Genomic DNA, 24,117 nt, shown 5'->3' with positions numbered 1-24,117 from the left:
GTGATTTTTAAAAGAATCATTCATTCAATCATTCAATCAACGTTTCTTTCGACCCTACTCTTTGTTTCTTTACTCTGTGCAGCCATCATCCTATCTATTTTCCCTATTTCAAGTAGCGCAGCATATAATCCAAATACCCCTCTTGATCGAACAAAACTCACACCAGATCAGCGGAAGTTTCTAAATGCTTACGAAGCTATTAAGGCAAATGATCGCCCTCTTATTGCTGTCTATAAAAAAGAACTTCAAAACTACATCCTTTACCCTTACTTGTCTTATCTAGATTTTAGATACCATTTCAAGTCCACACCCGAATCCCAAATTGCTCAATTTATCCGAAGCTACCCTGACCATACACTCACCCCTTTCTTAATCAAACATTATCTCGAATACTTAGGAAGCACACATCAATCAAGGCGCTATCTAAAATATTTCAATATACGCAAACAAAGTTCAACCGAACTCCAATGCTACTACTTTGATGCACGAATTCGTCTAGGACAAACCGATGCTATTCTGGACAAAGGCGCACAGTTTTGGGAATCTCAGGAGAGCCTTCCTCGTGCTTGCCGTTTACTAAACAAAACCTTACATAGTAAAAAACGCATTACAGGGTCTATGGTTTGGCAACGAATAGAGCTCAACATGCGTAAAGGGCATCTTAAACAAGCGAAAAGACTTTCACGAGAGCTTTCTCCCCAAGGTCGAAAGACATTAAACTTCTGGGTAAAAACCTACAGAAAACCTCAGCTTATCAACAGAAAAATGCCGAGCTATGTACCTGCTGTCATTAGAAAACCCATTTTTAAACAAGGTGTCAGACGTATTTCTTATTCAAATCCAAAACTGGCTCTTAGTACATTAAAACTACGTGCAGACCAATATGGTCTCAATCATTTGGAAAAGCAAAAATTATCACGCCAAATCTCTCTACGCTTTGCTTATAAGTATTTACCCGAGGCACAGGATTACTTGAAAAACCTCGACCAAGCAGTGCAAAGCGAGAAAGTTATGAACTGGCGTTTACAACTTGCCATACGCGAGTCAAACTGGGTTAACTACCTTGATCTATATGATTTACTGCCAAATGACATGCAACAACAGAATCGTTGGTTATATTGGAAAGCACGGTCTTATGAAGCACTAAACGAATTCAAACAAGCTAAACCTATTTATCAAAACTTGGCAAAAGAACGCAATTTCTATGGGTTTATGTCTGCTGACAAACTACACCAACCCTATCAATTTAATCCTGCGCCAGATAAATCATTTAATATGGATAAACTAATAAAAAAATACCCTCAACTGAGCGCCATCAAAGAACTCATTGCCATCCATTGGAGTTTAAGCCTCCGACGAGCGTGGTATCACTTATTAAAACGGATTGAGCCGGATGATATTGAAGCGGTTGCAAACTATATGTCTGAAGGACAACAACACCACCTTGCCATTCAAACCATTGCTAAAGCCAAAATGTGGGATGATCTTGACCTCCGCTTCCCAACCCCCTATAAAAAACCGGTTTTAAATGCCGCTAAAAAACATACGATAGATCCTGCCTGGGTATATGGCGTTATGCGTCGTGAGAGTGCTTTTTCACCAACAATTAGCTCTCATGCTGGTGCAGTAGGGTTGATGCAGATTCTGCCCAATACTGCGCGTTATATTGGACGTAAACTGGGCTTTAAACGCAAACAATATACACAGTTAACCAATGCAGAATCCAATATTCAGCTGGGCAGCGCCTACTTAAATTATTTAGACGATAAATATGATGGTAATCGCATCTTAGCAACAGCTGCTTACAATGCAGGGCCAGACAGAGTTGATACCTGGATTCCTAAGAACTCAAAAATGTCTGCCGATCAATGGATAGATACGATTCCATTTACAGAAACGCGAGACTACGTCAAAGCCGTTATGGAATATACAACCATTTTCAAGTCGGTACTCAGTAAGCACTACGATAGACTGGAAAACTTCATGAAACCGATTGGCGGTGACACCAAAGTTGTCGCCAGTAAATAGCGCTATCCACTATTCAGCAAATACTTAGATTCATAAGAAAGAAATTTTAGGCGAAAAAAAAGCCCTAGGGACAAACCAGGGCTTAAATAAAATTATTTCTTGGATTATTAAGAAATAATCAGAGGAGGATACTCATGAAGAAACATGAATGCGCAAATTATATGAGTCTTTTCTTATATTGTCAAACATTAATATGAAAAAAGTTATTAAAAATTATAAACTTAACGAATATAATTCCATATTTTTTAAAAGGTTTTTGTCTGCTAACACTTATAAAATGGGCTTTTCAACAGCCCTTTATTTATAAATTTTTTTAATTATTTATCAATTTTTTGTTACAAAACTCAAACTTTTCGCCAAGTTGTTCCTTGAGCAGAGTCCAATAACTCAATTCCTTGCTCCAATAATTCATCACGAATTTGATCGGAACGAGCAAAATCTTTGTTTTTTCTGGCTTCTGCGCGCTCATCGATCAGACCTTGAATCATTTCATCAGTCAAATCAGATTGTGAAGGCTGAGATTTAAAGAAAACTTCTGCGTCCTGCTCTAACAATCCAATTTGATTTGCTAGTTTTTTCAATAAACCAGCAAGCGTTTCAGATTTAGTTTTATTGACTTCTTTTGCCAGCTCAAACAATACTGCCATCGCCTGAGGGGTATTAAAATCGTCATTCATCACACTGGTAAATTCTGTTTCAAAAGACGTATTCTGTTCCGCTGTCGTAAGTTGTTCAACATCAAACCCTTCCAATGCCGAATACAAACGAGAAACACTTGATTTAGCTACTTCCAAATTGTCTTCAGAATAATTCACAGGGCTGCGGTAATGGCTCGCCAACAAGAAGTAACGAATCACTTCTGGATGGTATAACTTCAACACTTCACGAATGGTAAAGAAGTTACCTAGTGATTTAGACATCTTTTCATCATCAATACGAACAAAACCACAATGCATCCAAGTGTTCACATAATGCTCACCTGTCGCACATTCTGATTGCGCAATTTCGTTTTCGTGATGAGGAAAGCTTAAGTCCATACCGCCACCGTGAATATCAAAATGATTACCTAGGCACTTGGTGGACATTGCGGAACATTCGATATGCCAACCGGGACGCCCTTCTCCCCAAGGAGAGCTCCATGCCGGTTCATTTTCTTTGGAAGCTTTCCACAACACGAAATCCAAAGGATCTTTTTTCACGTCATTGACTTCAACACGCGCACCGGATTCAAGGTCATCAATATTCTTACCCGACAAACGACCGTAATCTTCATCGGATTTCACATTGAAATATACATCGCCATTTTCTGCCGGATACGCATGTCCTTTTTCAATTAAGGTCGAAATCATGCTTTCAATGTCCGACATATGTTCCGTTGCCAAAGGCTCACTATCAGGTCGCAATACATTCATTGCCGCTTCATCTTCATGCATAGCATCAATAAAGCGACTTGTTAGTGACTGAATGCTTTCACCGTTTTCTAACGCACGCTTAATGATTTTGTCGTCAATATCGGTAATGTTTCTCACATAGTTCACATCGTAGCCAAGGGATCTTAAATGGCGAACAACAGTATCAAACACCACCATCACTCGTGCATGACCGATATGGCAATAATCGTAAACGGTTACACCACAGACATACATACCGACCTTATTTTCATGAATCGGTTTGAAGATTTCTTTTTGACGCGTCTCTGTGTTGTAAATCTGTAAGGACATTCTCAGTTCTCTGTTTTAATTCTGAAAGTTTCGTACGCACAAGAGCGTGCGTACAATTTTGAAATGATTATTTGGATTGGTTCCAGGTATCACGCAATCCAACCGTTTTATTAAACACCAAGCCTTTGGCTTTGCTATCGCGACAGAAATACCCTTCTCGCTCAAACTGATAGGCCACTTCAGGCACAGAATCTACCAGGCTGGGTTCAACAAAACCTTGCATGGTTTTTAAAGAATCTGCGTTCAATACTGCTTCAAAATCTTCTTCTTTAGCAGGATTTTCAACCGTGAACAAACGGTCATACAAACGGAACTCAGCCGGTACGGCTTTCGTCGCTTCTACAAAATGAATCACGCCTTTTACCTTGCGACCGTCTGCTGGGTTTTTACCCAATGTTTCAGGGTCGTAAGAGCAATAAATCGTCGTAAAGTTACCATCGGCATCCGTTTCAAAACGCTCAGCTTTAACAATATAAGCATTACGTAAGCGAACTTCTTTATCAATGGCTAATCGTTGCCATTTCTTGTTTGGTGCTTCTTCAATGAAGTCGGCACGGTCAATATAAAGCTCACGGCTAAAGAAAATCTCGCGTTTACCCATCTCTTCATTTTGAGGATGAACAGGTGCCTGAATGGACTCAACTTGGCCTTCCGGGTAGTTTTCAATGACCAATTTAATTGGGTCGATAATGCCCATCGTTCTTGGCGCAACCACATTTAAATCATCACGAATTGACGCTTCCAAAATACTCATTTCGGTCATGCTATCCACTTTGGAAATACCAATGCGCTCTGCAAAATCACGCAAAGCCGCAGGCGTATAACCACGACGACGCATACCGGAAACAGTCGGCATACGAGGGTCATCCCAACCAGAAACCAGCTTATCGTCCACTAACTGATGTAGCTTACGCTTAGACATCACCGTATAGGCTAGGTTTAATCTCGAAAATTCATACTGGTGTGGGCGATCCGGCTTATTGAAGTCATCCAAGTTATCCAATACCCAATCGTAAAGACGACGGTTATCTTGGAATTCCAGTGTACAAAGTGAGTGCGTAATACCTTCAATCGCATCTGAAATACAGTGTGCAAAATCGTACATAGGGTAAATGCACCAGGCATCACCGGTTTGGTGATGCGTTTCAAAACGAATGCGGTAAAGTGTTGGGTCGCGCATACACATAAAGCTCGATGCCATATCGATTTTGGCTCTTAATACACACTCACCTTCTTTAAAACCACCTTCTCGCATTTTAGCGAAAAGCTGTAAGTTCTCTTCAACAGAAGTATCACGGTAAGGCGTGTTTGTTCCAGGCTCTTTCAGAGTACCGCGGGCTTCACGCATTTCTTCCGGTGATGAGAAATCCACATAGGCCAATCCTTTTTGAATCAACTCAACCGCATAGTCATGAAACTGCTGGAAATAGTTGGATGAATAACGAGGTTCTCCATCCCAATCAAATCCAAGCCAAGCAACATCACGCTTGATAGAGTCAACATACTCCATGTCTTCTTTTGCTGGATTGGTGTCGTCAAAACGCAGGTTGCATGCCCCCTTATAATCTTCAGCCAAACCAAAATTCAAACAAATAGACTTTGCATGCCCAATATGCAAATAACCGTTTGGTTCTGGCGGAAAACGTGTGTGAACTTGCGTGTGTTTATGACTGGCTAAATCTTCGTCGATAATATGACGAATAAAGTTGGTCGGTTTATCAATTGCTTCGTTTTGACTCATTATGCAAAAACCCTTTACTCCAATCCTTTTGAACAAATCTAGAATAGATATTTAATCGCAAAATTATAGCATTATCGGCTCCGGCAAAGCGGGGAATTCATGTTAGAATCACTACAATTTTGTGCTTCACTGCCACTTCATCGTCATTCATTAATTCTCAATGACTCATTAATGAAGTTTCATGCACAATAACCTAACTCGAAGACTTCACTTGCGAACAATCACCGTGAGAAAATTTATGAACCAAAATACAACATTGCTTAACAAACGATTCTTATTAACCAGCCTATTTTCAGCTTTACTTGTGCTAGCGACCTTGGGGTTAATGTTCTCCCCCTTCTCAAATGCTAACGCCAGCTCAACGGACAATACAAAAGCCAACCCACAAGTGCTTATTAAAACCAACTATGGTGATATTACGCTAGAGCTTTACCCTGACAAGGCTCCGAAAAGCGTTGCCAACTTTTTACGCTATGTGAATGAACACTTTTACGACGGCACAATTTTTCACCGTGTTATCCCAAGCTTTATGATTCAAGGTGGTGGATTCACACCAGATTTACAAAAAAAGCCAACTCATGCACCAATCCCAAATGAAGCGGACAATGGCTTACGCAACCGCATCGGCACCGTTGCAATGGCAAGAACCAATGATCCTAACTCTGCAACCGCACAGTTTTTTATTAATGTCGCGCAAAACACCTTTTTAGATTTCCGTGAAAAAACGGCTCGTGCATGGGGCTATGCCGTATTTGGTCGCGTTATCAAAGGCATGAAAGTCGTTAATCACATTCGACTAGTCAAAACAGGCTTTAAAAACGGCATGGGCGATGTACCACTTCAACCAGTAGTGATTATTAAAGCAACGCAAATACAATAATTGCTTACTTCACCTGCTTTAAATAGCAAGTGAAGTCACCCCCAGCCTGGTAGATTTTAACTTTCCGCTTGAAAAAAGCGGAAACACCCCTATTTATCTTTAGAATTTAATTTTAATTAAGAAGGAAAACAGCATGACTCAAGTCACCTTTAAAACCAATATGGGCGACATCACTGTCGAAGTCGACTACGAAAACGCACCTATCGGCGCAGAGAACTTTGTTCACTACGCAATGGAAGGTTTCTATAACGGAACCATCTTCCACCGCATTATTCCTGGCTTTATGGTGCAAGGTGGCGGCATGCTCCCTGGTATGGAAGAAAAACCTGCTGGTGACCCTATTGAAAATGAAGCTGACAATGGCTTGAAAAACGTTCGTGGGGCTCTTTCTTATGCCCGTACCATGGATCCAAACTCAGCAACCACTCAGTTCTTTATGAACCTTGTGGATAACGCTTTCCTTGACCACAGATCAAAAGACACTAACGGTTGGGGTTATGCTGTATTCGGAAACATCATTGAAGGTATGGATGTACTTGACGCAATGGCAAAAGTTGAAACAACTAGTCGACGTGGTCACCAAGACGTACCTGTTGAAGATATTGTAATCGAAAAAACCATCGTTAAAGAAGACGATTAATCATTTCACTCAAAAGCATTCAGTAACGCGCTGAGTGCTTTTTAACCTCCCCCTCTCTCACTCTCACTCTCAATTCGATATTCATTATTTCTACTTTCACTTTTCCAATGGTTCAGGCTAGAATGCCTAGAACATAAATAAACAAATTGGGCTCAGGTAAACTAAAAACCACTAGGCCTTAACCCTAATTTTCTTCAACCGCTTAGTCTCTATGATTATTTATCCTTACTTAGCCCCAAGGAAAATTATGAGCCAAAATCCGAAATATTCAGAACATCAAGAAACACTAATTGCTTTAGTCACTCACTTAGCCATGACTGACTGGTCAATGAGAACGCCAACTAACCTTTCTAAAGCGCTTTCAATTGATGTGAATGAAATAAAAATTGTTCTGGAGGACTTTAAGGGACTTTTTCGTAAATCAAATAAAAAATCGAAAAAAACAGATGACCCCTTCTATACCTTGCAAATTCGATATGCTAAACAGTGGTTAGATGAAAATGAGGAAGAAAACGAAAATGATAAAAAGCCTCCTCTTGAGTCAGAAATTCTCATAAAACTTCTTGATTTTGTGATTGCGAAAGCAGCCGAGGAAAGAGCTAATAAAATCTTAAGTATTGCACCGTGGATTACTGCACTAGCCTCTCTTGTTGTCGCTGCACTGGCACTTATATTTTCTTAAAACAATTAATTGAAACAATCATTCATGCCCTTTTCTCTTATTACCTCTGATATTCATTTACAACCCGACGAGAATCATCCGATCAATCAGGCGTTTTATCGTTTTCTACAAGAAGATGCCTCGCAAGCGGAAGCTTGTGTACGGATGACCATGAATACCAAAAAATGCATCGTTGGTTTCGTAACCCAATCATTCAATGGCTGTTTTTGCATTTACCAAAATAAAGGGGTCAAAGCCCTTTTTAATAAGCTTTTTCTTGAGAATCATCTCTTAATAAAAACTTTTTAAGTTGTTAATTAATAAATAAAAATATATAAAATTAAATCACTAAATTTATAGTAAGAAATTCTAATTTTAGAATTTATCATCGTACGTAATATATTAAGTTAAGATATTATAATTATAGTTGCTGTCATTGGAGGGACATCTATGCATTCTGTTAGCAAACAAGAATTACAAGATACATTACAGCAACTGAACCAGGCTATTTACAACCATGACCAGTGGTCCAAAGATCTCATCCGTTCGATGATCTGTCGATTGCCCTACGACAACCGAGACATCGCTGATGATGCCCATCACCATTGCCGCTTCGGGCAGTGGTATTACGGTGCTCCGCCGCAAGCATTTCTCGAACACCCTGCATTCAAGGCGATTGGAACCGAACATCGTCGTATGCACCAAGTTACGGCGCAGTTGCTTCTTGAATCTGCAAGTAAAGGGTCAGTTAATCCACTGGACTATGACAACTTTGTGAGTGCTACAGAGCGTCTGCGTCTGGAGATTTATTCGTTCAAGCATGAAATCGAGGAATCACTCAATACTCGCGATCCATTGACGGGTGCTGAGAACCGTTTCAACATGCTTTCCCGCTTGCGCGAGCTAAATGAGTTGAGCAAGCGCGGTATTCAGGACAGTAGTATTGCGATCATGGATCTGGATTATTTTAAGAAGGTCAATGATACCTATGGCCATGCTGCTGGCGATCAGGTACTCGTGGCTTGGGTCAATTACATCAGAAAAAACCTGAGAAAGTACGACAGAATATACCGTTATGGAGGCGAGGAATTTCTACTGTCCTTTCCTGGTAATGGTCAACAGAGCGTAAAGGAACTAATTGAGCGCTTACGTAATGGAATGCCTGAAATTACCATCGAAGGAGGTGAAACAAAATCCATTGTGGTCACAGCCTCGTTCGGGATCGCGACACTTGATCCGAGCTTAAACGTTGAGGAGTCGATTAATCGTGCGGATACTGCATTGTATGCAGCCAAGAAGGCCGGGCGCAATTGTAGTTGTATATGGGATTCTACTATGGCGCCCATGCAGAATGCTGGAGAGGGTCATCTGAGCGCAATTTCCGGAGAAATAAACGAGTCTCACTGATCGGGGAACAACGTCATTAAGGCCGACGGCAAAAAACGCCGCCTCTTATGCCAAACGTTAGGGGTTTCCTGATTTAAACATACAGTATTAACGATAATTATATTTTCAATAGAGAGCATTCTCATGAATAGAATAATATTTTTACTATCTACGTCAGTACTTTTATTTGCGGTTCAACCTGCATACAGCGAGGAAATAACACCTTCTGGTGGAGATCTCCGTCAATTAGTATCAATGCCTGATCAAGCACGCGAATTTATGCGTAAAGACATGTTGGACCACCTATCTGCCTTGAACGAAATCATTGGTTACCTAGCTGAAAACAAGCTTGATGCCGCAGCAGATGTTGCAGAAACCAGAATGGGCAGAACTTCAATGGGGAAACACCGCGGCACCGGTATGGGGCCAGGCAGGTTTATGCCCCTTGAAATGCGAAAATTGGGATGGGGTATGCATGATGCGGCATCAGAGTTTTCGAAAATTGCTAAACAAGGTGACATAAAGAGTGCATATAGTGCCCTTCAGAAAATAACCAGCTCATGCGTAGCATGCCATTATAGTTATCGCACGCGATGACCCTTGAACTGCTTCATCACCACAAAAGTCCCTGACAAATCGCTCGTTTGGACGCTTCGCGCTGAAGCGCTCAGCACCCTACACTCAAACGTTAGCCGTCAAAGGAGAATGAAGTGACCGAAATTAAACAAAAGATTGTTACGCACCTGTAACAATAAAGGGGGCAAAGCCATTTAGAAGCTTCACCTTAACTTTTCTCGTGGTTCAAGTTAGAATGCCTAGAACTTATTAAATTAAAACACTTCGATGCCCTTTTCTCTCATTACTGCTGATATTCATTTACAACCGGACGAGAATCATCCGATCAATCAGGCGTTTTATCGTTTTCTGCAAGAAGACGCACCACAAGCCGAAGCTTTGTATTTAATTGGCGATATTTTTGAAATGTGGGTGGGTGATGATATTGGGCTGGAAACCTATCCAAAAGCGATACAACTGCTTTCAGACTTGGTTAAAAAAGGTACTCGCGTTTACTTGATGTTTGGCAACCGTGATTTTTTAATGAAATCCGCCTTTTGGCAAGCAACAGGCATACAACCATTAGCCGACCCCAGCCTGGTAGATTTTTATAGTGAGCAAATACTGCTCAGTCATGGCGACAGCTTGTGCACTGATGACCATGAATACCAAAAAATGCGACGTTGGTTTCGCAACCCAATCATTCAATGGCTGTTTTTGCATTTACCGAAATCCAAACGCCTATCCATTGGCGAAGGCATGCGAAAGAAATCTCAGCAATATAGCCAAAACAAAGCGGAAAATATTATGGATGTGAACCAACAAGCGATTGCGGCAATGATGTCACGCTACCCTACTTGCAACCACTTGATTCACGGACATACACATCGCCCTGGCGAGCAATCTTTTGAAGTGAATGGTGAAATGAAGCACCGTTGGACATTGGGCGATTGGCGTCCGCAAACGCAGCTAGTTAAAATCAGCGAGCAACCTGATACTCAACCGTTGATTGAGTGGGTTTATCTTGATTAAAACTCCAGCTTTAAAAATTTAAACTTCAAACTGCCATCTGGTTCTAGAGAGAACCGAACCTTCTCATTTACCCGCCCTTCTTCTTGCGTACCGGAACAAGTCCAGCCGATTTGCCAATCGTACGAGTAATCACAGCGGAATAGATTGTCTTTAACCCAGTCGATATTATCTACAGTCAAATTGCCCGCGTAAACTGCGGCTTGGCTGATATGCGACATGTCTTGAACCATCTCAGCTTCAAGCTTGGATTTGTCCATTTCTGCTAACTGATAGGTGATGCAGGATTTCAGTTTATTGAGTAGTGATGCAAGATATTCCGTTTGTTCTGAAGAGGAAAGCAAAACATCCGTTTCTCCGGCCAATTGCGCGCAATGGAGTTTCATAAAATACACTCTAGCTCTTAAAAGATGAGAGCATCATACTGAAAAGCTGCCATAAATCCAAAGAAAACAGAATAGTTTATGAAAGACTAAACCGAAATGCTTTTCTCATCTTCAGCCTTTTCTTCGGCTTTATCATTTGCTTGAGAAGAGAATGCCTTCTGAGTAACGTGATCAATATCCACCCAACGTAGCAACTTCATTTTGCCATCCGTTGTTTCAACGATAGCCGTGCAACTTTCTACCCAATCACCACAGTTGTAATAATCTATGCCATCTATATCACGAATTTCAGGATGATGAATATGCCCACAAACTACGCCACGATAACCATGCAATTGACAGTCTTTCACCACGGCTTCTTCATAAGCGGTAATAAAGGATACTGCCGACTTAACCTTTTGCTTAACATACGAAGATAGTGACCAATAACGCATACCGAACAACTGACGGACTTTATTGAAATGCGTGTTGAATCGCACCAACGTCTCATAACCCCAGTCACCCAATACTGCCAGCCACTTACGCGTTTGTACAACGCTGTCATATTTGTCGCCATGAACCACGAGCAAACGGTCACCATTTACACAAATATGTTCGGTTTGATCCGTTAATAGAATATTACCGAAATCGATACCGGAATAGCGACGTAAAAATTCATCATGGTTGCCTGTGACAAAAACCACTTTGGTGCCACGCTTGGCTTTCGTCAAAATACGACGAATCACGTTGGTGTGTTCTTGTGGCCAAAAGATACGTTTTCTCAAACGCCAACCGTCAATAATATCGCCCACCAAATAAAGGTTGTCGCAGTGATTGTATTTAAGAAAATCTGCTAAAAATTGGGCTTTAGCCCCTTTAGAACCGAGATGGACATCCGAAATAAAAATAGACTTGTAGTGCTGATGTTGATGGGTGTTTTCCGCAACAATCAAATCATCATTGGCAATAGAAGCCATCCAATCAGGCATAGTATCGAGCTTTTGTTGGTCTTGCATATCCACACTTCCTCAATTATTTTCGTCAGTCTAACCAGAGAAAGTTTCATTTAAATCACAGTTACGTGTCGGTTAGATGACAAGCGAAGCACTTCTAGGTTTTGTTTCACAAATGTTTCATTTCAAACACTTTTTTTTCGTCTAACTTATCTACCAACTCATTTACAACAGAAAAAGAATCATAAACATGCAGGTTGAATCCCCCATTCGTAAGTTTGCCTTAATCACCGATGCTTGGACACCACAGGTTAACGGTGTCGTCACCACCCTCACTCAAATGGTCAAAGAGCTTGAAGCAAAAGAGATTACCGTTGAGGTCTTTCAGCCTAATGACTACAAACATTTTCCCATGCCGACCTACCCGGAAATTCCCGTTGTCTGGTCTGCTGAAAATCTAGAACAACGACTACTCGACTTTTTACCCGATGCGATTCACATCGCTACCGAAGGCGGTTTGGGCTGGCGCGCACGCAACATCTGCCTAAAATATAAATTGCCTTTTACCACGGGCTACCACACTAAATATCCAGAATATATTCACCAAAGATTACCTATTCCTGCAAGCTGGGTTTATGCGCTGTTAAGACGCTTTCATAACAGAGGGAAAATGACCTATGTTCCTTCTGATTCAACTTTACAAGAACTCAAAGAACATGGTTTTAAATCTCTAACAGTGGTAACGCGAGGTGTCGATACTGAGACCTTCAATCCAGAGCGTAAGATTGACTTAGACCTACCTCGCCCGATTTATTTATCTGTTGGTCGAGTCGCACCAGAGAAAAATTTAGAGGCATTTTTGGATATGGATTTACCCGGCACAAAAGTCGTCGTTGGTAAAGGCCCATCGCAAGAAGAGTTGCAAGAACGTTATCCCGATGCTGTTTTTGTTGGCGCGAAATTCGGTAAAGAACTCGCAGCTTACTATGCCAGTGCAGATGTTTTTGTTTTCCCTTCCTTGACGGACACTTACGGTGTGGTGAATATCGAGGCTATTGCTTGTGGTTTACCGGTGGCGGCCTTCCCTGTCACAGGACCGAAAGACATTATTACTCAAGGCCTCAATGGTTGGATGGATGAGGATTTAAAAGTCGCTGTGAATAAGTGTTTAACACTAGATCGCAGCCAAGTTTCTGAATCAATTTCCGGGCTAACTTGGAATGAAGCGGCAGATCAATTCCTTAGCCATCTTAGTTATATTGATTGGAATAATGTCCTGTAAAACAGCCTCCATCTAACTGAGCACTACCGCGCAATATTGGCCATCAAGTATGTAATAGGTGGCCTGTCATATACCCATCACAAATTCGTCATATAACTGCTTTGTTTTGTTCATGGTTTCTTCACATTTGACGGTTAAGTTATTGTCTAATGCAATTTAGATGAAGACAAAGCCATGACCCTAGTCAATCCGACTTTAGAAACAGATCGCAACAACGAGCAAACCCCTGAGACGAAAGAGTTATTAAAATCCGCTGTCAATAACACCTCCATTTTCAGCCGTAAGGGGCTGCTAGACCGTCTATTCACTAAATGGTTTGATCGTTTGGTTTACCCTCAAATTTGGGAAGATCCTGAAGTTGATATTCAAGCGCTAGATTTAAATGAGCAGTCTCATGTTTTCACCATCTCGTCTGGCGGTTGTAATGCATTAAATTATCTAACTGTTAAACCTGAGTCCATCACTGTGGTTGATTTAAACGAAGCACACATTGCTTTGATTAACCTAAAGTTAGCGGCCATCAAGCATTTGGAAAAAGAAGCTTTCTTTGACTTATTTGGTCGAGCGAACCTCACTAAAAATTTAGACACCTACTACGGAAAACTGTCTCAGCATCTAGATGAAAAAACACGCCAGTATTGGGAGAGCAAAGAAAACTTCTGGTCTAAACCTCGCATTCATTATTTCACTGATGGTTTTTATCGCCATGGTCTTCTTGGACGCTTTATCGGGGCAATACACTGGGTATGTAAACTTTATGGTTATGACATCAGCAAAGTCATGCTTGCACGTACGCAAGAAGAACAACAGTCCCTCTTTAACGAGCATGTCGCGCCCGTTTTCGACACACGCTTATTAAAGTTCTTATGCAGCCGTTCGGTGGTTATGTATAGCTTGGGCATCCCTCCCGCTCAGTTTGATGAAATGGATAAAGAATCTAAACAAATGAAATTGGGTATGCACGAGTTAATGAAAGAGCGTGCACGACGCCTAGCCTGTGACTTTCCATTAGAAACCAACTATTTCGCATGGCAAGCTTTTAACCGTAGCTATGATGTCAAACGCCGCCTTGCCGTACCAAGATATTTAATGGCCGAGCATTACGCCACACTGCAACAAAATTTAGATAAAGTGGAAGTATTCCATCAATCAATGACGGATCGTTTAAAGGCGATGCCGGACAACAGCTTGAACGCATATCTGTTCCTTGATGCACAAGATTGGATGGATGAAGCTCAACTGACTGAACTTTGGCAAGAAGTGAATCGTACGGCAATGCCGGGTGCGCGAGTGGTGTTTAGAACCGCTGGGGAAACCTCTCCTCTGGAAGATAAGTTGCCTACACAAATTCTTGATCCTTGGAAAACCGATGTTGAAGAAAACCGTGCTTGGACATTGAAAGACCGTTCAGCTATCTACGGCGGTGTTCATGTCTACTATCACCAGTAAACACCCCGTACTAAATGATAAATACGATATAGAGTTAACCTCCAACAAGGTTAGCTCTAGTCATTATCACGACGCATCTTTACTAGAACAACTTTCTAACCTGCAGGCTGAAAAGTTTGTTGAACTCATTCATAATGCAAACACTTCCCAGCAGCCTGTCATAAACAATATTGAAACCTTATATAGAACAGTCAGTATTGGCAATACGACTTTACCTATGAGCATCAACAGTGCTGAATATGAAAACAGCTACGTCTGCTCGCCTTATACCGCTTATATCAGCTATGCCAAGGATGAATTGGGCTTATTGAAACGCCCTTTATTGGAAAAGTTGCTTTCTGCAAGTATGACCCTGGCTGGCAGATTTTTAAAGCTTGGCCAGATAAATCGTACTATCTCGGTAAACAACTGGCTGGTATCAACCAATCTCTTACCAAAATTCAATCCGTATGAACTGCAGAAAACTACTCAAAAGCTAATCCGAGAATACCCTTCTCACTCTTTAAGCATTCGCTCACTCAATGCCGAACATAACGCTGAACTAATGCAAACCCTATCCGATCAAGGTTGGTTGTTAATCCCTGCAAGACAAGTCTATTTATTCGACACGAATCAAACGTGGTGGAAACGCAATCACACCAAAAAAGACCAGTCACTATTAAGAAAAGTTGAGGCAGGAAAAACAACGCTTAAATGGTTAAAGCCAGAAGCGCTAGAAACGCATCATTTTGCTGAGATTCAACAATGCTTTAATCAACTGTTTATTGAAAAGCACTCTCGCTACAACCCTCAGTTTACTGAAAGTTTTTTGAAAGCATTACATGATAATGCGTTAGTCGAATTCCATAGTTTTACCGATGAAACGGGTCGCATCGTGGCTTCAATTGGACTATTCACCCAGCAAAACACCATCACCACACCTATTGTCGGCTACGACACCAGCTTACCGCAGGAATTGGGACTTTATCGACTTTTGATGGCTGTTTTACTGCGTCTAACTTATGAGCGCAAACAACCGATGAATTTGAGTTCTGGTGCGGGGAGTTTTAAACGTGCTCGCGGTGGTGAACCAACTTTGGAATATACCGCTTTTTATTGCCATCATTTGCCTTGGCATCGCCGTATTATTCACAAAAACTTTTCAAGCTTGGTTAACCGTTACGCACCGCAAATGTTTGAACAGCATCAGATTTAAAGATACTTTATTTATTTAGTTCGTTTTCTGTCACTTGATCTTCTATGGCAACCATTTCAGCCTCTCGTTTGGCCTGTTTTCCCGTCCAAATATAACGCGCTAGCCAAGCCACTATCGCCAATACGGCAAGTGCAACTAAAAACCAGATTTCATAGTGTTTGATTTCGCCCATCACGCTTTCAAACACCTGACCAAACATGTAACCAAGCACGCCAACGGTAATCGCCCAAACCAAAGCGCCAATAACATTTAAAATCAAAAAACGGATAGGTGAAATACCACTCGCACCTATCGCAAATGGCGTCACACTTCTTAAACCATAGAGAAATCGGAACCCTAAAATTAACGGGGTTTGGTGACGGTGCAACAGATCAAATACTTTTTTTGCAGGCTTATGCCAACGTGGACGTTTTTCGATAAAGTCCATGCCCTTTGCTCGACCGATATAAAAATACAACTGGTCTCCGCTTAAGGAGCCGATAAACGCTATTGTTATCAACCAGGGTAAACTCAGATAACCACTATGTGCCGCTAAACCACCCAAAACAAGAATGGTTTCCCCTTCAAAAAAAGTACCTATCAGAATGGCCCAATAGCCATAGTGTGAAATCAATGCATCCAGCGACATTTCAAAAAACTCATCAGCCTATAAAAGGCATAAGATAACAGTTATTTTTGAAATAATTATGACCATATCTTTAACTTGTTAAGCTAGCAGCAAAACATGAAAACAACAGTAAACTCTTAACGACATTAAGTTGCAAAGAAATACTGTCCTTTTCCTGCTTTTTTTGCATGGTACATTGCATGATCTGCCGCATCAATTAATTGATTAATTTCTGAGCAAGTTTCAGAATAACACGCAATACCGATACTGGCACCCACTTGAAGTTGCTTATCCCCTACGTGGATTGTTTCCCCAATTTTCTCTATGAGTTTCTGAGCTAAATGCTCAGCTCCTACTTTAGCCATTGTATCGCAAGCTATCACGGCAAACTCATCACCACCAACGCGAACCACAACGTCTTCAGAACGAACACTACCCACAATTCTTTTCGCTACAATTTTTAGTACTTCATCGCCTACATGATGACCGTGCTTATCGTTAATCGGCTTAAACCCGTCTAAATCCAAAAAGAAAACAGCATAGGGCCGCTGATCTTCTGTCTGTTTAAAGAAAACCTTACTTTCCTTACTGGTCAAAGAATGTCGATTCAACAACCCAGTCAATTCATCATGGTATGCCATATGTTTGATTCTATTGCGCAGATAAGTCTGGTCTACACGATAACCGGCGAGTATAAAGGCTAAAAATGCCATCATTGTCATTGCCATTGCAACGTAAGCAAGCCCTCTTTTCAATTGCATATTCGTTATGACCGAAAATCTGTTTTTAGGCAAAAAAGAGATCAACACCCATTCATATTGCTTACTATCATCACTGATAAATTGCTTATCCGCAAAATTGTAACGTCCCCTGGGTGAAGTAAATTTTGGATTTAACGGATTTAAAACTGTATAACTATACAGCCCTTTATCCGTCAACACCTGTCCCTCAGGTTCGTGTTGAATTGCCTGCCAAAGTTTTGGGGATTCATTAGCCAAAGTATGGTTCTGCTTGTTAGGATACATAAAACCAAATTCTTTATCTTGACTTGGTCCTTTCAGCCAATAACCATCTTGGTCAACCAAGTATAAAAACGATAGCTGTTCATAAACGCGATGACTATTTTTCATAGAATCAAACAACCAATTCCCCAAATAGTTCAATATAACCATGCCTTGCTCTTTCCCATTTTTGTCATAGAGACCGATCCCCATCCGTATAACAGGTTTCGGTGGCTGCTCAATTTTTCCATGCTCAATATTTAAGTCTAGCTTAGAAATATAGATTTGATTTGGCTTAAGATGCGACATGGTTTTGACATAATACCGGGAAGACTTGTTCTGTAATTCAGAGTCGGGCACAACTTGAGGGTTCCCATCGTAGTCATTAACTCGCACACGCTCATGCCCTTGAGTATCCAAATAACGAATTTGATCGTATCGACCGCGTGTTTTTGCATAGCTTATATAGGTTTTCGCCAATTCTGGTTTTACATGTTTGAAATTAAATGGCGAAGATCCTTTATCTATATGAACAGGCAAAGAGGCTAAATTAATTAGATCTGATAAAACAGATCGATATTCATCTACAACAGCTTTTTTATGCACATGCAGCAATAAATGCTCTTTCTGTTTTTGGCTTTTATACTCTTGCTCAACCGAAAACAAATACCAACCAACAATAAGGGTCAGCATCATAGCCAACAACAAAGCATAAATAACAGCAAATTGCTTCATTAGGAAAAGTTTTGTCGGCACAGCAGGTGAAGTTTTCATCATATCCATCAATAAATTTAAGTCTTATAAATTTATTATACTGAATAATACCAATCGCAGAAAAAAAGCTAATTGCACCAAATAAATAGCAAGGCGATATAGTTCTTTTGCAACTTAGAATGCTTAAAGTAGAGGTGCGCTCAGGAGATTCGCGAATCTTAGTTTTCTTTAAATTGATCTCAAACCGTTTTTTCTCGATTCGTTTGAAAAGCTTAAAAGAGAGTTGTGAAAATGATTGATTTAATTGGTACGACCGAGTGGATTCGAACCACCGACCCCCACCATGTCAACGTACAAAAAAGAAAAACAGAATCAAACAGTTAGAAACACATTAAAACGATTTAAAACAAATAAACACGAATATTCAACAGGTTACACACTTCAATGTTTGTTTTAAATTGTTTAAACAAGTGTCTATTTGTTTAAATTTGTGTTGTATTTGGTTTCCTATACGTTTCCTCGATACCACTAAAATGGCTAAATAGTGCCGTGAAATTAGTGGAGATTCGCAAACGTCTCCAACGAGAATTCATTTTTAATCTTTTTATCTCTTCTTAAGGTTCAAAACACGTTCTTTGATATTGTATTCTTCTGTAATTTCTACGAAACTAAGAAACTTTCCATCAAGACGATTTAATGAGTCAAATACATCTAAAAAAACTTGATATTCTTCATCATCTGAAAAACTGTTTACATCCCTATCGCTAAACGGAATCATATATAAAAATATCAAACTACCCACTCTTAATTCAGAAGCTATGAAAGGCAAATCGCAACATTCTTCTATTCTTATATAATTTGTAATTCTTGGCTCTTCAAAAAACTCATTCTCAGTAACGCCAATCATAATTTTAGGTAAAGTAGCAAAGCTAAACTCATTAAACCTAAGCCAACGGACAGTATCTGTCAGACTAGAAATATCCTCTTCATGAAGAGTTGATAATGTAATTTTACAAAGTGCTTTATATATTTTTTTTGGAGAGATATTTTGTTGTTTTTTTAAGACCAGTGTAAACTCATCTCCAGCCTTTTTTAAAGCAGTCTCATCATTAACAATAATAAATGTTCCATTCTCTGTATACTGAATATGACAATTATCAAATACTACTTTAGGGTGTCCTTTTTTTCCTTTTATGCCATTAGTAGCTCTATATAAATCTAAATATTGAACTAATGCAGGTTCTATTTCATCGCCAAAATAGCGATTGCATTCATCGCATTCATCACCCAAAATTAACGTCTTATTTCCTAATGCTTCTGGAATAGCATGTGCTATTTTTGTAAACATAACACCTTCGCTTAAACCTTTTTTGCAAAACCTGCAGCACCTAGCATCTTTATTTCTATTTCCAAGCACAACTCTTTTATCAGTTCTAGGTATGTAAAAATCATACTTTTGTAAAACTTTCTTTCCGTCCCACATTCTAGACACTTCTTTCTCTACAAGAATCAGGGCTTCTTCTTTATCGTATCCTTTATTCAGATAATCTAAGTAAATCTCAAAATATAATTTTAGTTTTGATCCATTAGGTTCGGAGGGTAAAAGTACAAAATATTGATTATCAGAAAGGTTTTTTACTTGAGTATTTAATCGATTTAATTCAGGTCTAACATTCGAATATTGATTAACGAAGCTACTAAGCTTTGTTTTTATACCTACTGATGCCTTTTGGAAACTTTGAACTGAATACTCTTTATGATCGCTACTAACAACTTCCATCTCAAAGCATTGAAGAAACTCTTCGACAACACTCATAGGAAGAAATAGTCTAAATGTCTCATTACCACCAAATTTAAAGTAAAATTCGATATTTTTCATTCAAAACTCCCGGCAAGAAAGATATTAACAATCCTCAAAGCATTACTTATATATGAAATCGTTCAGATCGCCAATACTATATGGACAAAATTACTCCATTTCCTATTCGAACAAGATATTGATATATAAAGATAATTAGGGCAGTGACCCCATTCTTTTAAGAGATATGGTGAAGTTTAAACTTGAATGCTAAAAAAAATAATACTTTAAAATCAATTGGTTACAAATATTAAACCAGAGTATAACATTGAATACTTTATACTAATAAATTTCCTATAGGTTTCCTCGCAAATTTTTTAGTTAATTAAAAACTACAGGAAAAATAAAGTAATTTATTGATTTTTAAGGAAAAAAATTGGTACGACCGAGTGGATTCGAACCACCGACCCCCACCATGTCAAGGTGGTGCTCTAACCAACTGAGCTACGGTCGTATAGAGGGGAAAAATAATGGTACCAGTGGGCGGACTCGAACCGCCACGGTGTCACCACCATCGGATTTTGAATCCGACATGTCTACCAATTTCATCACACTGGCATGTAAAGAATGGAGCGAATTATAGAGAGTATAAGACCCGAAGTCAAACGATTATTAGCGTTCTATTCGGGTTTTGATGGGATTTATTTAACTCTTGAGCTTAAGTCTTTGATTTTCCGAATCCAAGGTGAAATTTGGAGTTTAGATTTATAGGTCGTTGCTGCATTTTCAGCTTGCTGACGCGTCTTATAACTACCGGACACAAGAACGTAATTGACTTCTCCACCGCGTTCTTGAGGAATGATTTTTGTACCATGAAGGTTTTTGCTATCGACCATCTTTTGTACCGAGGCACGGTCAGACATACTGGCAAGCTGTAAGGTGTAGTTATATGCGGGTTGAGACATAAGCCATTTAACACCTTGCGTATAATCTTTTAAAGGAGCTTTAGCTGGCTTTGGCGACTCGGGCTTAGTTGGCGCACTCGGTTTGGTTGGTGCTGGTGCTTTTTGAACTAAACGCACTAGTGGCTGATCCATTGGCTTAACATTGGGTGCCTTAGGCTCTGCAATTTGCTCATCTGGTTCTTCTTTGCTGACAGTTACCTTTGATTGGGTTTCAGCTTTGGCTGCTGGCTTAGGTGTAGTTGCTGTAGCAGCATCCATAGTAAGGTTCAAATGTTTTAGAATCTTTTCTAGCTTGGCATCAATACCTTTGGTGTATTCTTTTAACTTAGAGTCCAATACTTCTGTGGTAACAACATTGTTTGGTAGTTGAGATGCGCCAACAACAGATAAGTTCGCACGTTGTGCTTTGAGTGCTTTTACTTCTTTTTCTAGCGCTGCAACACGGTTCTGCAAGTCTTCAAATAATTTACCTTTACCGTTTGCTGCTGCGTCTGTTTGTAATTTTTCAACAGAAGCTTTAAGTTCTTTTATTTCTTTAACCGCCCCGCCTTTTGTTGCCATAACGGTTTTGAGCTCATTATGAATGCTTGTATAGGCGATATAAAGCACACCCAAGATTGTCAGTAATAAGGCGAGCATAATGATGACACCAAAAAATGAGGCTTTATTGCTCTTAGCTGATTTGTCTTTACTTGGTCTAGAAGCAGCTGATTGCTGTGATTGTGAGCTACGGGTTTTTGGATTATTAGGCATAACTTCCTCGGCGGCGTTTAACCAATCTTGCAATGTATGTTCTTGGGGTTCCTGTTCTCCTGATCGAGAGGAAGACATGGTCTGTGCTTGGTTTTCAATTGCTTGAAGCAATTCCGCTCTTTCTTTCTCGAGCTCAGAGATGGTTTGGGCCATTGATGTTCAAAACTTCTATAATGAATTAAATGCAACTATTGTAGAATGTACCAAAGATTTTAAGCAATGGAAATAGTAGAAACGTATTCTTTGCGATTTATTCAGGTTTCATTCTCGTTAGAAAATTTAATTGAGAATTCTGATTTGTTTCGAACCTTTTCATCAGACAATTAAAGAGGTGCTTTGTGCATAGTATAGGAATGAATGACGTCGGTTCAGCTTTGGTAATTACTTTCGGTTTACTTGCAGCTTCTATTGTTATCGTTGGTGGCTCTGTATGGTGGCTATACCGAGTTTTTAGAAATAAGGATGACGTCAATACTAATGAGGCTCAAGACAACTTAACGAGTGAGCCACAAAAGGACTAGTCACCTTACTGTCTAATGCTTAGCGGTCATTTACAGATCGCTCAAGCTTTTATCACTTAGCTCTTAACATCGCCGGTTAAATACACCCAATGCTGATTTTCATCTCGTATAAATTGGCTAACTTCTTCCATTACACCCGACTCTAAAACCTTACCGCCCTCTTTCAGTTGGTAATGAGCCTTGAAATGAACTTTTCCGGTATCATCAAAAGGCATACCTTGTTCAGTTGCAATGATCTCTAAACGATTCCAGACCAAATTATCTTCTAAGTCCAAAGACCCCAGCCTGGTAGATTTTGCCCAGGTGGTTTGTAAATAGCTTTCTAAACCCAGCGCAAAGGCAACAAAGCGAGAACGCATGAGCTGCTCTGCCGTTGCTGGCCAAGTTTGATATAGATGATAGGGTTGGCAACAATCTGCATAATTTAAACCTGAACCACATGGGCAAAGTTTTACTTGTTTGTCTGTCATACAAGCTCCCCTCTTCGTTCAAGCTTGCGGATAAGGTGTACTAATTTTAACTGTAAGGCTATGGCCGCAAAAACAAGACCTGATAGGATGCCGATCCAAAAACCGGCTACGCCAAGCGGTTCATTCCACGGTGAACCAAATGTTAGCATATAACCACCACCTAAGCCGATGCCCCAATAGCTAACCAACGTTATCCACATAGTGACTTGGGTTGAGTGTAATCCACGCAAAGCACCTGCAGTTGTAACTTGAATGGCATCAAACACTTGATAAAGCGCCGCTATAACCAGCAATACACTTGTCAGCTGAATAACCTGAGGGTTTTCATTATAGAGGCTCACAATCTCATGGCGAAACACCAACGTTAGAACCATCGTCAGTAATCCCACTGAGGCTGCAAAAATGATTGCGGAATAAGCTTTGGTGACTAGCTCTTGACGATTGCCTTTACCTAAGGCCTGACCACTTCGTATCGCTACAGCTAATGAAATACTCAAAGGCACCATAAAAATCAATGAGGAAAAGCTTAATGTAACTTGATGCGCAGCTATAACCACAGTTCCGAGCTGCGCAATTAAAAGAGCTATCAAACTGAATAAACTGACCTCAAACAACTGTGCCAATGTATTAGGAATGCCTAGTGCTAATAGAGGCTTGATCCCCCCTATCCATTTTGGTTTATGTAAAAGTCTTAGGTTTAAACCTATTTGTTGTTTATTTAACTTAAAGTAGATATACCACATGCCGGCAAATAACATACCCCACATCACTAGGGTTGATGCGATGCCACAGCCAGCTGCACCATGCGCTTGGATAGGGCCCCATCCATAAATAAAAATGGCGTTTAAGGGAATGTTTAAAATTAGAGCCGCAAGACTGATGATCATCGTTGGCAAGGTAAGACTTAACCCTTCCCAGAAAAAACGATACACGAAATACAACCCTAACCCAGGCAATCCCCAGGCAATGTAGTCTAAATAATCATCGGTTAAATGAAAGACTTTAGGCGTAAGAGGCAAGTAGTCTAAGACATAATCTGCTGAGGTTAATAAAAACCACATCAACACACCAAGCGGCAGAGCCAACCATAGCCCTTGAGAAAGGTGCATAGCCAGAGACTGATGTTCACCTTTAGAGTCGATTTTGGCAACGATAGGCGTTAATGGCATCAAAATACCAAGTGCTAAAATCATGACGGGAAATAAAATACTACTGCCCAAACCAATGGCTGCCAAATCATCTGTGCCCACACGACCAGACATAATGGTATCTACGACACCTAGCCCGGCAACAGCGAGCTGAGCAATCAAAATAGGAAAAGCGATAACGATTAAACGCTTAACTTCATGAGAAAAGTCACTGAAAGAAAAGTGGGAAAAAATCATGATTTTAAAAGGGGGAAA

Annotated in this window: 21 protein-coding genes and 2 tRNA genes; 11 read left to right on the top strand and 12 right to left on the bottom strand. The window is 40.2% G+C overall.

Features of this window, described 5'->3' with window-relative positions; all coding sequences use genetic code 11:
• Positions 1–2,028 (top strand): transglycosylase SLT domain-containing protein, encoded by a 2,028-nt coding sequence (locus tag N745_RS0104280; RefSeq protein ID WP_024850898.1) that lies wholly within the window; start codon positions 1–3, stop codon positions 2,026–2,028.
• A gap of 344 nt (positions 2,029–2,372) precedes the next feature.
• On the opposite strand, the gene cysS is transcribed toward N745_RS0104280, so the two are convergent.
• A complete protein-coding gene (cysS, locus tag N745_RS0104270; RefSeq protein WP_024850897.1) occupies positions 2,373–3,749 on the bottom strand; it encodes a cysteine--tRNA ligase in 1,377 nt (458 codons plus the stop codon).
• Between the two features lie 67 nt (positions 3,750–3,816).
• Positions 3,817–5,490, bottom strand: coding sequence for a glutamine--tRNA ligase/YqeY domain fusion protein (locus N745_RS0104265; RefSeq protein ID WP_024850896.1), 1,674 nt, complete (start codon positions 5,488–5,490; stop codon positions 3,817–3,819).
• A gap of 325 nt (positions 5,491–5,815) precedes the next feature.
• Between N745_RS0104265 and N745_RS0104260 the strand changes: the two genes are divergently transcribed.
• The 6 genes from N745_RS0104260 to N745_RS0104230 all read left to right on the top strand — a co-directional run bounded on the left by N745_RS0104260 (position 5,816) and on the right by N745_RS0104230 (position 10,644).
• Positions 5,816–6,370 (top strand): peptidylprolyl isomerase, encoded by a 555-nt coding sequence (locus N745_RS0104260; protein WP_084657390.1) that lies wholly within the window; start codon positions 5,816–5,818, stop codon positions 6,368–6,370.
• 133 nt (positions 6,371–6,503) lie between these two features.
• Complete coding sequence (locus N745_RS0104255; RefSeq protein WP_024850894.1) at positions 6,504–7,010, top strand: peptidylprolyl isomerase; 507 nt, start codon at positions 6,504–6,506, stop codon at positions 7,008–7,010.
• A 247-nt stretch (positions 7,011–7,257) separates the two neighbouring features.
• Complete coding sequence (locus N745_RS0104250; RefSeq protein WP_024850893.1) at positions 7,258–7,692, top strand: hypothetical protein; 435 nt, start codon at positions 7,258–7,260, stop codon at positions 7,690–7,692.
• Between the two features lie 429 nt (positions 7,693–8,121).
• Positions 8,122–9,078: a diguanylate cyclase gene (locus N745_RS0104240; RefSeq protein WP_024850891.1), complete on the top strand. Its 957-nt coding sequence runs from the start codon at positions 8,122–8,124 to the stop codon at positions 9,076–9,078.
• A 123-nt stretch (positions 9,079–9,201) separates the two neighbouring features.
• Complete coding sequence (locus tag N745_RS11680) at positions 9,202–9,654, top strand: cytochrome c (protein ID WP_038070612.1); 453 nt, start codon at positions 9,202–9,204, stop codon at positions 9,652–9,654.
• Positions 9,655–9,900: 246 nt separating this feature from the next.
• Positions 9,901–10,644: a UDP-2,3-diacylglucosamine diphosphatase gene (locus N745_RS0104230; protein ID WP_024850889.1), complete on the top strand. Its 744-nt coding sequence runs from the start codon at positions 9,901–9,903 to the stop codon at positions 10,642–10,644.
• On the opposite strand, the gene N745_RS0104225 is transcribed toward N745_RS0104230, so the two are convergent.
• Entirely contained in the window at positions 10,641–11,027 is a 387-nt protein-coding gene (locus N745_RS0104225) for a hypothetical protein (protein ID WP_024850888.1), read from the bottom strand. The two genes, N745_RS0104230 and N745_RS0104225, sit on opposite strands and share 4 nt — an antisense overlap.
• A gap of 86 nt (positions 11,028–11,113) precedes the next feature.
• Entirely contained in the window at positions 11,114–12,022 is a 909-nt protein-coding gene (locus tag N745_RS0104220) for a UDP-2,3-diacylglucosamine diphosphatase (protein WP_024850887.1), read from the bottom strand.
• Positions 12,023–12,209: 187 nt separating this feature from the next.
• On the opposite strand from N745_RS0104220, the gene N745_RS0104215 reads away from it, so the two are divergent.
• The 3 genes from N745_RS0104215 (at position 12,210) to N745_RS0104205 (ending at position 15,885) form a co-directional block, all read left to right on the top strand.
• On the top strand, positions 12,210–13,241 hold the full coding sequence (locus N745_RS0104215) for a glycosyltransferase family 4 protein (RefSeq protein WP_051453373.1): 1,032 nt from the start codon (positions 12,210–12,212) through the stop codon (positions 13,239–13,241).
• Between the two features lie 174 nt (positions 13,242–13,415).
• Entirely contained in the window at positions 13,416–14,690 is a 1,275-nt protein-coding gene (locus N745_RS0104210; protein ID WP_024850885.1) for a DUF3419 family protein, read from the top strand.
• The gene (locus N745_RS0104205) at positions 14,671–15,885 is read left to right on the top strand and encodes a GNAT family N-acetyltransferase (protein ID WP_024850884.1); all 1,215 of its coding nucleotides are present in this window, start codon (positions 14,671–14,673) and stop codon (positions 15,883–15,885) included. Before N745_RS0104210 ends, N745_RS0104205 begins: the two co-directional genes overlap by 20 nt.
• Positions 15,886–15,892: 7 nt before the next feature.
• On the opposite strand, the gene N745_RS0104200 is transcribed toward N745_RS0104205, so the two are convergent.
• The 6 genes from N745_RS0104200 to N745_RS0104175 form a co-directional block, all read right to left on the bottom strand.
• Complete coding sequence (locus tag N745_RS0104200; protein WP_024850883.1) at positions 15,893–16,513, bottom strand: DedA family protein; 621 nt, start codon at positions 16,511–16,513, stop codon at positions 15,893–15,895.
• A 125-nt stretch (positions 16,514–16,638) separates the two neighbouring features.
• Positions 16,639–18,276 (bottom strand): sensor domain-containing diguanylate cyclase, encoded by a 1,638-nt coding sequence (locus tag N745_RS0104195; protein ID WP_024850882.1) that lies wholly within the window; start codon positions 18,274–18,276, stop codon positions 16,639–16,641.
• Between the two features lie 535 nt (positions 18,277–18,811).
• Positions 18,812–20,086, bottom strand: a complete 1,275-nt coding sequence (locus tag N745_RS0104190) for an HNH endonuclease (RefSeq protein WP_024850881.1) — start codon at positions 20,084–20,086, stop codon at positions 18,812–18,814.
• A gap of 356 nt (positions 20,087–20,442) precedes the next feature.
• Positions 20,443–20,519 (bottom strand) — tRNA-Val (locus tag N745_RS0104185).
• A 17-nt stretch (positions 20,520–20,536) separates the two neighbouring features.
• A tRNA-Leu gene (locus N745_RS0104180) sits at positions 20,537–20,623 on the bottom strand.
• Between the two features lie 83 nt (positions 20,624–20,706).
• Positions 20,707–21,876, bottom strand: a complete 1,170-nt coding sequence (locus N745_RS0104175) for an SPOR domain-containing protein (RefSeq protein WP_024850880.1) — start codon at positions 21,874–21,876, stop codon at positions 20,707–20,709.
• A 185-nt stretch (positions 21,877–22,061) separates the two neighbouring features.
• On the opposite strand from N745_RS0104175, the gene N745_RS12640 reads away from it, so the two are divergent.
• On the top strand, positions 22,062–22,244 hold the full coding sequence (locus N745_RS12640; protein WP_157833744.1) for a hypothetical protein: 183 nt from the start codon (positions 22,062–22,064) through the stop codon (positions 22,242–22,244).
• Positions 22,245–22,300: 56 nt separating this feature from the next.
• Here the strand turns inward: N745_RS12640 and N745_RS0104165 are convergent, their stop codons facing one another.
• Both N745_RS0104165 and N745_RS0104160 read right to left on the bottom strand, forming a co-directional pair.
• Positions 22,301–22,714: a YchJ family protein gene (locus tag N745_RS0104165; protein ID WP_024850879.1), complete on the bottom strand. Its 414-nt coding sequence runs from the start codon at positions 22,712–22,714 to the stop codon at positions 22,301–22,303.
• Positions 22,711–24,099: an MATE family efflux transporter gene (locus N745_RS0104160; RefSeq protein WP_024850878.1), complete on the bottom strand. Its 1,389-nt coding sequence runs from the start codon at positions 24,097–24,099 to the stop codon at positions 22,711–22,713. Before N745_RS0104160 ends, N745_RS0104165 begins: the two co-directional genes overlap by 4 nt.
• Between the last annotated feature and the right edge of the window lie 18 nt (positions 24,100–24,117).

The organism is Hydrogenovibrio kuenenii DSM 12350 (assembly GCF_000526715.1).
GTDB lineage: Bacteria > Pseudomonadota > Gammaproteobacteria > Thiomicrospirales > Thiomicrospiraceae > Hydrogenovibrio > Hydrogenovibrio kuenenii.
This window is presented reverse-complemented; position numbering and strand designations above follow the sequence as displayed.